We start from the raw sequence: 12,834 nt of genomic DNA, 5'->3' as shown, positions 1-12,834 counted from the left end.
ATCCTTTTTTGCATCAGCACATGATATAAGAACCAATGCTGCAAACGTAAAGAGAACACGACAGAACAACCTTATTTTAGACCCGACCAACATGAAAGAAATTAAAAAATGCCTATGAATAGAAAGGAACCCAATCTAGGAGTTACTCAGAATTGGATTCCTTTCAGTAAAATTAATTTTTTTTAGGGACTCCCCTAGAAAGACTGATTAATATCCTGGATTCTGTTTTAGCAATCCTTTTGAACGGTCTATCTCTGTTAGCGGAAAAGGAAGCACATTGAACTTATCATCCCATGCGGCACCAAAAATATCGGCTCCGATACCCCATCTGGCTATATCGAAATACCTGTGCGGCTCCAAGGCCAACTCAACTCGTTTTTCCTGCATTAGCGCATCCATAGGATCTAAACCGCGATCAACAGGACCTAAACCTGCCCGCTCTCGGATGTCATCGATCTCATCGAAGGCCAGACCAACATCGCCTCCGCCCTGTATCAAAGCTTCGGCATAGAGCAATTTTAGCTCTGCAAACCTGAACCATCTTTCATTGTTAAAGTCGGCCGCACCATTCGGAGACCTATTGGCCCCAACTGCATTTTCCTTTCCTAAATACTTTTTGGCGCTAAGACCATTTGAAGACCATTCGGGATCATATGGTTCGGTAACTACTGAATTTGCCGACCAAACATAATAATCTTCACCTTCTTGGTAGATGGTAGTTTCCAACCTAGAGTCTCCCGCCTCATAAGCGTTCAGAAGGTCTTCAGAAGGTATAAACCAGCCTCTTTTCCCTCCAGGTGCCCCATTTGCAGCCCCCCAATGATAGCTTCGGGTCGTACCTTGCGAAGCTTTAAAATTTTCAGAGTGGGTATCATCGAACACCCAAATATTATCATCGGAAAATGGTCCGCCGAACTGAATTTCAAAAATAGATTCCGCGTTGTTTTCAAACAAGTGGCTAAAATTATTGCTATACTCCGGCATTAACATATAAGGCCCCCTAAGAACCACATCTTCCAAAGCAGTAATGGCCGCAGGCCAATCTTCTTTCCAAACATTGACCTTGCCTATATACGATTTGGCGGCCCAAGAAGTAGCCCTTCCCGTATTGGAACCATCCCATTCCTCTGGAAGACCGGCGGCGGCATCAGCCAAATCCGATAATATCGAAGCATACAATTCTTCTTGAGTTGCGTTAGGAAGTGCCAGATCATTAAGATCGGTCTTAACTTCTATGGCCAATGGCGGTGTACCGAACATTTTCAAGGCCTGAAAGTGAAACCATCCCCTTAAGAATTTGGCCTCGGCCCCAATAATGGTTTTATCTTCTTCCGACAACTCGTTCTCTCCCTCTAAGTTTTCCAGAACTAGGTTAGCCCTATAGATTCCTTCGTAGATTTGGGTATAGGCAGCTCCATAAGGAACATCACTAGATCGAATCAGAAGTTTATCAATGTCTTGTGACACTGCGTCACCCACTTCGGTATCGGCCTCCGCATCATCGCTAATGACTACGGAAATTTTCCAATACTCTCCGTTCTCCCCCAAGGTTTCTGCGCTGATACCCCATAAATCCTGAATAGAAGAATAGGAAGCGAAAATAGCCCCATCAAAGTCTCCCCGCGTTTTATAAAAAGTATCCGCGGTAACCCTATCCAAAGGCAAAAGATCCAGTTCTTTCTCTCCACACGAAAGTGCGAAGAGCACACTGGCAAGTATTATATATTTTTTCATGATAGCTATATTTTATATTAAGTGAACTAAAGTATGATTCTAATTAAATGTAACGGACCAACCCAATTGTACAATTCTCGGCAATGGAGAAGCGCCTCCGTCTTGACCGCTAGCCAATGTAAAATCACCTTTTTGAAAACTTTGGGTACGCCCCACCTCGGGATCAAAACCTGAATATTTGGTAAAAGTGGCCAAATTTTGCACCCCTACATAAAATCGCATTCTAGAAACAAAGTCACCTGTCCAGCCTTTCAACTTTTCCGCAGGAAGGCTATACCCAAACTGTATGTTCTGAATACGTAGGTAACCGGCGTCTTCAACCCAACGGTCAGAAAAACGGTTGTTACCATTGGGATCGTTTCTTACCAACCTTGGATGAGAGCTTGAGTTGGTAGTCCCTTCTCCCGTCCATCGATCGAGCACCTGCGTACTAAAATTATTTGCCCCATCCAAGCTTTCCAAGCTTGTACGTGCTTGGTTATACACCTGCTGGTCACCGACACCCCTGAAGTTAACAGAAAAATCAAAGCCATGATATTCGCCCTGAAAATTAAACCCATAGAAAAACCCGGGGAAAGGGCTACCCAAATAGGTTCTGTCGTTTGAATCTACCTTGCCATCACCATTGACATCTACAAAACGAATGTCTCCAGGAGATGGGGTGCCGTTGGCATCTGGCAACGCGGCCGCAACCTCAGCATCATTTTGATAAAGACCATCGGTCTTATAGCCGTAAAAATGTCCTAGGCTCTCCCCAACAATAGTACGGTGTGTATCAGGACCTCCTAGACCAGTAACGATCTGATCGATTTCCCCTAAATCCGTAACCTCGTTCTTAACCGTGGTAATATTGGCCCCGATGTTGAAACTAAAATCCCCTATTTCATCGCCGTAATTCACGGAGAACTCCACACCGGAGTTCTTGATCTCACCAACGTTCGCATCTACAGGCAAGAAGAAGCCTGATACGTACGGTACCGGAAGCCCCAACAAAACATCACTCGTTACCTTACTGTAGTAATCAGCGGTCATATTCAGCTTTCCGCCCATAAACGCCCCATCGATACCTACATCCAATTGCGTACTCGTTTCCCATTTAAGGTCCCTATTCGCAAAATTCGTGGGTGCAGGTGCGATCTTCGTATCTTGACTATCCCCTACCACGTATCTAATATTATTGTTCAACGCCAATAGGTATGCAAAGTTCAACCCTGTAAACTGGTTACCGGATTGCCCCCAACCTACACGAACCTTTAAATCATCTACAAAACCTTCCTGCGGAAAGAATTCTTCTTGAGAGATTCTCCAACCAGCGGAAACCGATGGAAAATAATCATCTCTATTACCTTGGGCAAACCTTGAAGTCGCATCCCTACGAACATTGAAGGTCGCTAAATATTTCCCCTGAAAATTATAGCTCAAACGACCTAACCATCCTTGCAAAACCCAATTATCGGCTTCATTGGCACCAGAAACCGTAGATCCCGTACCAGCAAAATTCTGGTTAAAAAGATCACGCCCCTGAAGTCTCACCTTATCAAATCGAAACTCGGTTTGCTCAAACCCGAAAAGGGCCGAAATATTATGATCGCTGCCAAAGGTCTTATCGTAAGACAAGGTTGTAGAAGGCGTAAGCGTCAATTCAACAGGACGCGATGACACCAATAGTGATTGTCTTGGATTATTCCCTGCGTAATCCGTAGCGGCCTGGTAATATTCACCACGTCCTACGTTATAATCCAAACCTAATGAAGCACGTAGTTTCAAGCCTTCAAGAATGGAAAGTTCCCCATAGAAATTACCTAGGACCTTTCGGTTTCGGATCGTGGTACTGTTAAGCCTAGTATCATTTCTCATGACATAGTTAGCACCCGTACCATCACCACTAGTCTCTGGATTTTCTAGGTTATAACCAAAAGGACCATCTCCGTAAATTTTATAATAAGGGGCGTTCAAGGCCGAATTGAACCCTGAAAAGAAGGCCCCCTCACTTTGTACCAAACGATCCGTTTGGCTTATTAACAAAGATTGTCCGAAACGCAATCTTTTCCCCACTTTAATATCGGAGTTCGCTTTAAACGAATATCTTTCGAATCCTTGAGCCAACTCGATACCGTCTTGATTCAAATAACCTCCCGATATCAAATAGTTGGCATTTTCACTACCCCCGCTTACCGTAACGTTATGGTTTTGAACAAAACCTGTTTTGAATATGGCATCTTGCCAATCAACAAATCCAGCGCCACTAAACTCGGATACATCACGCCCCAATTGACCCTGAATATCGATGTATTGCTCCACATCCAAAACATCGTAACGATCTCTTATCTGACTAAAGGAGGTATAGCCGTCATAATTAACCTTGGCATCACCGGCCTTACCTCTTTTGGTGGTTACTATAATAACCCCATTTGCCGCCCTGGCACCATAAATGGCCGCCGATGCCGCATCTTTTAAAACGTCAATGGACTCAATATCACTCGGGTTTATACCTGCAAGCGGATTAGAATCCGTAGTAGAAGAAGTGTTAACGGTAATGTTACTGGTCTGAACGATGGGCACACCATCGATCACCCATAAGGGATCGTTTACCCCTGGGGTACCTATACCGCGAATACGCACATTGATAGGAGCACCAGGATCCCCACTCCTATTGGTAATATTCACCCCCGACAGTGTTCCTGCAAGCACTTGATCCGGACTGGTAATCGGCTTAGATACGATTTCCGCACTGCTAAGTGACCCTACGGCACCGGTAAGATCGGCCTTTCGTTGTGTACCATATCCTACAACAACCACCTCACTGAGGGTTTGTGCATCTTCAGACATAACAACATTAATTGTGGTTTGACCAGCAATAGTCACTTCTTGCTTGGAATAGCCCACATAGGAAAAAACCAGGGTAGAGCTACCATCGGGCACCTCTATACTGTAATTTCCATCAAAATCGGAGACACTTCCTACAGTGGTTCCCTTTACCAAGACGTTTACACCGGGCAATACACCCTGCTCGTCAGAGGTAGTACCTGAAATTGTAGTTTGTGCGCACAACGATGTCACACTGAAGAAAAACAAGGCCACGAGCACGAAACCATGTGATCGAACCCTGTTTAATCCCTTAAAGTTCTGGTTCATAATGAGTAGTTTAAGTTAGTAATTAATTGAGTTAGTAATTTTTTCCTTTATCCTTTGTTACTTTAAATATGTTAATAAACACCAAAAAGCCTTTCGACCATATTATCACACAATCACCCTTAAATGACAATATATACCAATTTAACCCCTTTATTTTTAATAAAGCAAAAATTTATAGGATTTGATGTTCAAAAGTTTAACAAAATAAACATAATCTATGCTACTTTATGCTACTATCATAAAAATAAGTATTTTTTAAATACCAAAAACAAAAAAAACCGCTAAAATTGAGAAATACTCAATCTAGCGGGGAAAAATTATTAAATCGGAAATAAATCGACCTTGGTTATATCAAACCGAAACCACTAATCAAATGAAGTTATAAGGATTTACGCTTAAAGAGTTTTGATGTGACCATGACCTGCGAGACCATATTGTTTTTTATATGCTGCGCGGCCATTGTAGCCATATCCTTAAAATCCGTAGAAATGGTGGTAATTCCTCCAAAAGCGATTTCTTTGACCACATGGTCATTATGCGACAAGATACCGATATCTTCACCGATAGCCATATTGGAATTATGGCAATCGCGAAGAAGCTCCCATAAGGAAGTATCACTTACACAAAAGTACAAAGTTCCTTTTTCAAGACTGCCCGCCTCATAGTCTTCCTCAACCACTCCATTGATCCCGTATTCGGAAACAAACCTTTGAAACGCCTTGAAAATACCATCGGGATAATCCCTGTCATTGGCAAAAAAGAGAACGAAGCGCTTATATTTTTTAATCTTAGGAAGCAGCTCTACCAACTTACTTAGGGTATTCTCTTCAAACTCTTGGGAGATGTACGAATACTGTTCGGGCATTGGAAAATATCGGTCAACGATCAATAACTTCTGGGGGTCTATGCTTTCAAGCAACGGCCGTATGCTTAAATCAGGCATAGGGGCCACTACGTACATACCGTACTTTCCTTTTATATTATTGAATATGGTTTCAAAAACCGATACGTTGTTATGATGAAAAAAGACATCGATCTGGTACCGCTTGCCCAATTCCTTCCTGAAGGCATTATAGAATTCCTCTTGAAAACGTTGAAACGAAAACAACAAGAGGGCGATTCTCAGCGTCACCTTGGTCTCGTCACTGATAATAAAGTACCCCTTTAACTTTTTTGACTCTACGAGCCCCCTTTCCTTTAGCTCTTCGTAAGCTTTTACGATGGTTTTTCTGGCGTAGCCCACATCACCCACCATTTTATTGATCGATGGCAGTTTATCTCCGACCGAAAGTTCGCCGGTATTTAAAGCCTCCAAAACGCCTTGTACAAGCTGTTCGTGCTTGGTGAGGGTATTCACTTCTTTTAGTCGATGGATTATGTGGAGTAATGACATTTATATGATTCAGTAATTAAAACTAATTTGTAAGTTTAATAATACAAATTTTACACGAATATACGCCTAAAACAAAATTTATAACGTACAAAAACAAAAATATTGACCTAGGGATATTACTATGAAAAAAATCCAATTCCAAAAACATAAGTGCCATGACAAACCTTTCCCGTATTATACCAACCGCCTGAACAATGGGGCCTCCTTACAAACGGGCGCCTGCAAAACAAACCACTTCCGCCACAGAGCTACCACCCCCTTATTTTAAGTTATTTTTGATTAGATTCCAAAACTTTTGAATTATTACACAAGAAAGTAACAAGTCACAATGGTATCTAACTATGCTCTTCACTGGTCTGCTCCTCCATCTTCGCTATATGGGCCACCGTCTTGACCAATCGGTTATGGTTTTTCACGAACGGATTGCTCTTATCCCAAACATATCCGGCCAGTACTGCACAAATCTGTTCTTTTATGGTTTCATTCTCTTTATTGTGAAAGAATATGGTCTGAAGGTTTCCGGTATACCATTCCGCCACATAGGTCGAAAAGACATCTACCCCTTCCAGCATATAGTCGGTATATTCCGTTTGCCAATCCACTTCTTCCCCCTTGATCGACCTCGCTATTAACTGTCCCGCCAGATGGGCCGACTCAACGGCAAAGGTCACCCCGGAAGAAAATACGGGATCTAAGAATTCGGCACTGTTACCAGTAAGCACAAATCCATTTCCGTAAAGTTGTTTTACCGACTTCGCTATGTTCCTTATCATTCGAGGCTCAAATGTGTAGTCCACTCCATCGAACCGATCGAAATAATAGCTCGACAGCTTCATCATTTGTTGAAGTTTTTCGGTATTGCTTCCTTCCAACGACTCCAGATGTTCCGATTTCCCGACAAAACCGATACTCGTATATCCGTTAGAAAACGGAATGACCCACAACCAGGTATGGGTATCGATGACATCAAAAGTAATCATGGTTCCCTCCCTACCTTCAGGGCGGTTAACATCTTTTACGTGGGTAAATATGGAGGAATGTTGTGGTATTTTGGAAGGCTTCTCCAAATCTAACAACCGTGGCAAAACCCTACCGAAACCACTGGAATCAACAATAAACTTGGCCTGAACGCTAGATTCGTTTCCATCGATGTCCTTGACCGTGGTCACCGATGATCCGTCTTCAGCGAAACTAACCGTTGTCACCTCGTGTTCAAAAGCAATATCAACACCCCAAGACTGCAACTCATCGGTCAGGGCCTTATCAAAATCGGCCCGGGGCACCTGCCATGTCCAATCCCAGCCGTCCCCATGCTTTTTACTAAAGTCAAAATTACAGACCACCCCTTTATTGTTTATAAATCGGGCACCGTCCTTTACCTCAAAATTCATGGCCTTTAGACAATCCAACAGGCCCACGGCCTCAAAATGATCCATACAACGCGGAATCAAACTCTCCCCTATGACAAAACGAGGGAATCTACCCTTCTCCACGACCTTCACATTTAACCCCTGTTTATGGAGGTATGCGGCAGCCACCGAACCCGACGGTCCCGCCCCAATTATCAAAACATCAACCTTTTCCTGTTGCATATGCATCACTTTTATATGAGGCTCCTATGGTTTATGATCTCCATAAAATGAAGATACATGACCTGAAGAAGCGTATTGTCTGCTAAATTAAGACATTGATTCACTAATTATTATAAATTTGCAATCCAAAATCGCTAATTTTAGCTTAAGGAGTCTTATTTGAAGACGTCACTAAAATATTACAAATACCTCATAGAATCAACCATAGATGACGAAAATAAAAGGAACGTTGGGAATTGAAGAATTCTACAGAACCATCTTTAAAAACGAGCCAATATCAATAGACGAAAAAGTCATCAAGACCGTAAAAGACAGTTTTGATTTCCTAAAAGAGTTTTCAAAGAACAAAGTAATCTATGGGGTGAACACCGGTTTCGGGCCCATGGCCCAGTACAAAATAAAGGATTCTGAAACCATTCAGCTGCAATACAACCTGATCCGAAGTCACGCTTCCGGCACGGGCAATCCGATACCCCCAAAATACGTAAAAGCGGCAATGCTGGCCCGATTGAATACCTTAAGCCTAGGAAATTCAGGCGTACACCCTTCGGTATTGGAGGTTATGACCACTTTGATCAATCAAGACATCACTCCACTCATATACGAACATGGAGGCGTGGGCGCCAGTGGCGACCTTGTTCAATTGGCCCATTTGGCCCTGGTTCTTATCGGTGAGGGCGAAGTTTTCTACAAAGGGGTCAAAAGACCGACCGAAGAAGTTTTCAAAGAACTCAACATCACCCCGATAAAGGTAGAACTAAGGGAAGGTCTTGGCCTAATCAACGGAACCTCGGTAATGACAGGCATCGGAATCGTCAATACCATTTATACGCGAAGATTGCTGGAGTGGGCCATATGCTGCTCTTCCGCCATCAACGAAATCGTTCAGGCCTATGACGACCACCTATCGGAAGACCTGAACCACACCAAAAGACATAAAGGCCAGCGCGAGATTGCACGTGCTATGCGAAGCCACCTAAAAGACAGTACCCTTACGCGAAAAAGGGAACACCACTTATACGTAGACAACAATGGGGTATCCGTTTTTGAGGAAAAAGTACAGGAGTATTACTCCCTACGTTGCGTACCCCAAATTTTAGGGCCCGTACTAGACACACTCAACAATGTTGAAAGCGTACTTATAGAGGAGGTCAATTCAGCCAATGACAACCCCATCGTCAATGTAGAGAAAAAACACGTCTACCATGGCGGCAATTTTCACGGCGACTATATCTCCTTGGAAATGGACAAACTCAAACTGGTAGTCACCAAAATGAGCATGTTGGCCGAAAGACAACTTAACTATCTCTTAAACTCAAAACTCAACGATATTCTGCCTCCTTTCGTAAATTTAGGCACCTTGGGACTCAACTTCGGCATGCAAGGGGTACAGTTCACCGCCACCTCGACCACTGCCGAAAACCAAATGCTGTCAAACCCCATGTACGTTCATAGTATACCGAACAACAACGACAACCAAGACATTGTCAGCATGGGCACCAATGCGGCCAATACCACCAAAAAGGTTATCGAAAATGCTTTTGAGGTACTTGCCATAGAAATGATCACGGTCGTACAGGCCATAGAATACCTTGACCTTAAAGACAAGGTTTCGTCCAAGACAAGAATGATGTACGATGCAGTTCGTAAAATAGTTCCCCCGTTTAAGGAAGACATTGTAATGTATCCTTATGTAAATCAAGTGAAGAACTATATTATTAACCATCAAAACAAAGAAGTAAAATGAAAACATTAGCATTTTTATTGGTACTCCTTATCAACTCATCGACTCTTCTTGCACAAGAGTATGCCTTGGTCAGGGAAAATGGAAAATTCGGTTTCATCGACAAAACGGGAGCATACGTAATCGAACCTCAATTTGATCAAGCGGATAGCTTTTCCGATGGACGTGCCGCAGCACTTCAAGACGACAAATGGGGCTACATAGACATTTCGGGAAAATTTGTGATCCAACCTGAATATGACAGGGTAAAAATGTTCAATTCAGGACTTGCCTTGGTACTGAAAGATGACCAATGGCGTTACATCGACACCTCGGGCAAAGAATTAAAAACCCCTGCCAGCGAAAAGTATTACGATTTTGAAGAAGGAGTCGCCCTTTTTCGTTCAGGAGAAAAAATAGGTCTCTTAGGCACTGACGGCAAACTCATTCTAGAGCCTACTTACGACGCCATAAAGAAATTCAGGAATGGCCATGCCAAAGTGAGCAAGGGCGAACTTTGGGGCATGATAAACACTTCGGGGAAAGTGGTCATACCCGTAGAATACGAAGAAATAGGAAACACATATAAGGAAGCCGGTGTTTACGGAAAAAAAGATGGCACCTTTGGTATCATCCACAACGGAAGCTTTAACCCTATCGACAACGCCGACAAGGTCTACAACTTTCATGGAGATTCTAAACTCACTTACGCCTCCCGCGCCAAAAAAACGGGTTTTGTAAATAGCAAAGGAGAATGGGTATTAGAACCAAAATACGATAAGGCCAGGGCCTTCTCCCTCGGTTTGGCCCCTGTTGCCATCGGCAAAAAATGGGGATACATCAACGAAAAGGGCGAAATGGTCATTGAGCCCCAATTCCGCGATGCCGAAGTATTTTCAACAAACGGTTTTGCTCCCGTAAAGGACAAGGCCTGGGGGTTTATCAACACCTCTGGCAAGGTCATCATTCCAATGGAATACGGTATTTCAGGGAATTTTGCCTTTCTAAAAGGATCTGAAGAAAAAGGTTTTGTCAATGGCCTGGCCCGGGTAAAATCAAAAAAAGGCTGGGGATATTTTAACGAACAGGGGCAATTATTGGGCGACAAATGGTTTCAGAACGCCGAACCCTTTGTATCCGTCAAATAAAAACATTCCTTTTTTTAACTACTAAATTTCGCTAGTTTTAATTAAAACTAGCCGAACGACCAAGGTATGCCCAACCGTTCAGTAAGTGTTCAAAACATATATAACTTAAATGAAAGAAAAGAAAGCGGAAAAACAAAAATACGCACTGGTAACCGGTGGCTCTAGGGGAATAGGACGGGCAGTTTGCATTCAACTGGCCAAAGACCTCGATTACCAAATTCTTATCAACTACAACAGCAATAAGGCAGCTGCCGAAGAAACCCTTAAGCTTGTAGAGGAAGCGGGGGGAAAGGGTGAATTGCTACCATTTAGCGTAACCGACGCAGAAGCGGTCAAATCGGCTTTGGACAATTGGCACCAAACCCACGAAAACGATATCATTGAGGTCATCGTGAACAATGCAGGAATCACGCAGGACGGTATGTTCATGTGGATGAAATACGAAGACTGGTCCAAGGTCATAGACACTAGCCTGAACGGTTTTTTCAATGTAACCAACCACCTCATTCAAAAGCTTTTGGTCAACAAATACGGCCGCGTCATCAACATGGTTTCCGTATCCGGCCTCAAGGGCACCCCCGGACAGACCAACTATTCCGCGGCCAAAGGCGCGGTCATAGGGGCCACCAAGGCATTGGCACAAGAAATCGCAAAAAGAAACGTTACTGTAAATGCCGTTGCACCAGGTTTCATACGAACCGACATGACGAACGACCTTGACGAAAAGGAATTAAAACGGATGATACCCGCAAACAGGTTCGGAGAAGCCGAAGAAGTAGCACACGTAGTCTCTTTTCTCGCTTCAAAAAAATCGGGTTATATTACAGGTGAGGTCATCAATATAAACGGCGGTATATATTCATAAAATTACAGTAAGGGGCAATGAAAAGAGTCGTAATCACGGGTATGGGTATTTATTCTTGCATTGGCAAGAATCTTGACGAGGTAAAGACCTCCCTGTTCGAGGGAAAGTCGGGCATCTCTATAGATGAAGAACGCCTTAGCTTTGGATACCGTTCCCCTCTTACCGGCAAGGTAGAAGAACCCAACCTAAAGAAACTACTGTCGAGAAGACAGCGCCTTAGTCTCGGGGAAGAAGGCCAATACGCCTACATGGCGACCATTGAAGCCCTAAAAAATGCCCAAATAGAAGATCATTTTTTTGACGAAAATGAAGTTGGTGTTATTTACGGCAATGATAGCACCGCAAGATCGGTAGTAGAATCTACCGATATTTTACGCGAAAAGAAAGACACCACCTTGGTAGGTTCAGGGGCTATTTTCAAAGCCATGAACTCTACCATTACCATGAACCTGTCTACCATATTCAGGCTAAGGGGCGTCAACTTTACCATTAGTGCCGCCTGTGCCAGTGGATCTCATGCCATCGGCATGGGCTACCACCTTATCAAAAGTGGTTTACAAGACTGTATCATTACGGGCGGGGCCCAAGAAATAAACAAATTGGCCATGGGCAGTTTTGACGGACTCGGGGTTTTTGCCACACGCGAAGGCGACCCGACAAAAGCCTCAAGACCTTTCGACCAGGCCAGGAACGGATTGGTACCCAGTGGCGGGGGAGCGACCCTAATCTTGGAAAGTTACGAGTCGGCCGTTAAAAGGGGCGCACCCATTTTAGGCGAAATCATCGGCTATGGTTTTTCATCGAACGGAGGACATATATCGACACCAAACGTTGACGGCCCCTCGCGGGCCATGCGCAATGCCTTGCAAGATGCAGGTCTTGACGCCTCTGCCATAGATTACGTAAACGCCCATGCCACATCAACACCGGTAGGTGACGCAAACGAGGCAAAAGCCATATACGAAGTCTTCGGCGAACACAATCCGCCCATAAGCTCAACAAAATCGATGACCGGCCATGAGTGCTGGATGGCAGGTGCAAGTGAAGTCATTTACGGAATGATCATGATGCAAAATTCTTTTGTCGCCCCCAACATCAATCTTGACAACATTGATGAAGATGCGGCGAAATTAAACATAGTTAAGGAAACGTTAAATAAAAAAATTGACGTATTTTTGTCAAATTCATTCGGGTTTGGTGGTACAAACTCCGCTTTGATATTAAAAAAATGCTAGCGAAAGATG

At 43.5% G+C, this 12,834-nt stretch carries 8 protein-coding genes; 4 read left to right on the top strand and 4 right to left on the bottom strand.

Annotated elements, in window-relative coordinates; translation table 11 throughout:
* Nucleotides 1-207 precede the first annotated feature (207 nt).
* The 4 genes from B4Q04_RS05415 to B4Q04_RS05400 form a co-directional block, all read right to left on the bottom strand.
* Nucleotides 208-1,734 (bottom strand): RagB/SusD family nutrient uptake outer membrane protein, encoded by a 1,527-nt coding sequence (locus tag B4Q04_RS05415; protein WP_088696195.1) that lies wholly within the window; start codon nucleotides 1,732-1,734, stop codon nucleotides 208-210.
* 39 nt (nucleotides 1,735-1,773) lie between these two features.
* Entirely contained in the window at nucleotides 1,774-4,869 is a 3,096-nt protein-coding gene (locus tag B4Q04_RS05410) for a SusC/RagA family TonB-linked outer membrane protein (protein WP_088696194.1), read from the bottom strand.
* 379 nt (nucleotides 4,870-5,248) lie between these two features.
* On the bottom strand, nucleotides 5,249-6,262 hold the full coding sequence (locus B4Q04_RS05405; protein WP_088696193.1) for a GntR family transcriptional regulator: 1,014 nt from the start codon (nucleotides 6,260-6,262) through the stop codon (nucleotides 5,249-5,251).
* A gap of 335 nt (nucleotides 6,263-6,597) precedes the next feature.
* Nucleotides 6,598-7,854, bottom strand: a complete 1,257-nt coding sequence (locus B4Q04_RS05400) for an NAD(P)/FAD-dependent oxidoreductase (RefSeq protein ID WP_013993440.1) — start codon at nucleotides 7,852-7,854, stop codon at nucleotides 6,598-6,600.
* A gap of 208 nt (nucleotides 7,855-8,062) precedes the next feature.
* Between B4Q04_RS05400 and hutH the strand changes: the two genes are divergently transcribed.
* From hutH to B4Q04_RS05380, 4 genes are all read left to right on the top strand, one after another.
* Nucleotides 8,063-9,601, top strand: a complete 1,539-nt coding sequence (hutH, locus tag B4Q04_RS05395) for a histidine ammonia-lyase (protein WP_013993439.1) — start codon at nucleotides 8,063-8,065, stop codon at nucleotides 9,599-9,601.
* Nucleotides 9,598-10,725: a WG repeat-containing protein gene (locus B4Q04_RS05390; RefSeq protein WP_088696192.1), complete on the top strand. Its 1,128-nt coding sequence runs from the start codon at nucleotides 9,598-9,600 to the stop codon at nucleotides 10,723-10,725. Before hutH ends, B4Q04_RS05390 begins: the two co-directional genes overlap by 4 nt.
* 109 nt (nucleotides 10,726-10,834) lie before the next feature.
* Entirely contained in the window at nucleotides 10,835-11,590 is a 756-nt protein-coding gene (gene fabG, locus B4Q04_RS05385; RefSeq protein ID WP_013993437.1) for a 3-oxoacyl-ACP reductase FabG, read from the top strand.
* A gap of 17 nt (nucleotides 11,591-11,607) precedes the next feature.
* On the top strand, nucleotides 11,608-12,825 hold the full coding sequence (locus B4Q04_RS05380) for a beta-ketoacyl-[acyl-carrier-protein] synthase family protein (protein WP_088696191.1): 1,218 nt from the start codon (nucleotides 11,608-11,610) through the stop codon (nucleotides 12,823-12,825).
* Nucleotides 12,826-12,834 lie beyond the last annotated feature (9 nt).

Source organism: Zobellia sp. OII3 (assembly GCF_002211465.1).
GTDB lineage: Bacteria > Bacteroidota > Bacteroidia > Flavobacteriales > Flavobacteriaceae > Zobellia > Zobellia galactanivorans.
Note: the sequence above shows the minus strand (reverse complement) of the source record. Positions and strands in the feature narration are given on the sequence as shown.

Bases quoted from the DNA above. Each gene is read 5' to 3' on its own strand.
- B4Q04_RS05415 (WP_088696195.1), bottom strand. From the start codon at position 1,734: ATGAAAAAATATATAATACTTGCCAGTGTGCTCTTCGCACTTTCGTGT.
- B4Q04_RS05410 (WP_088696194.1), bottom strand. From the start codon at position 4,869: ATGAACCAGAACTTTAAGGGATTAAACAGGGTTCGATCACATGGTTTC.
- B4Q04_RS05405 (WP_088696193.1), bottom strand. From the start codon at position 6,262: ATGTCATTACTCCACATAATCCATCGACTAAAAGAAGTGAATACCCTC.
- B4Q04_RS05400 (WP_013993440.1), bottom strand. From the start codon at position 7,854: ATGCAACAGGAAAAGGTTGATGTTTTGATAATTGGGGCGGGACCGTCG.
- hutH (WP_013993439.1), top strand. From the start codon at position 8,063: ATGACGAAAATAAAAGGAACGTTGGGAATTGAAGAATTCTACAGAACC.
- B4Q04_RS05390 (WP_088696192.1), top strand. From the start codon at position 9,598: ATGAAAACATTAGCATTTTTATTGGTACTCCTTATCAACTCATCGACT.
- fabG (WP_013993437.1), top strand. From the start codon at position 10,835: ATGAAAGAAAAGAAAGCGGAAAAACAAAAATACGCACTGGTAACCGGT.
- B4Q04_RS05380 (WP_088696191.1), top strand. From the start codon at position 11,608: ATGAAAAGAGTCGTAATCACGGGTATGGGTATTTATTCTTGCATTGGC.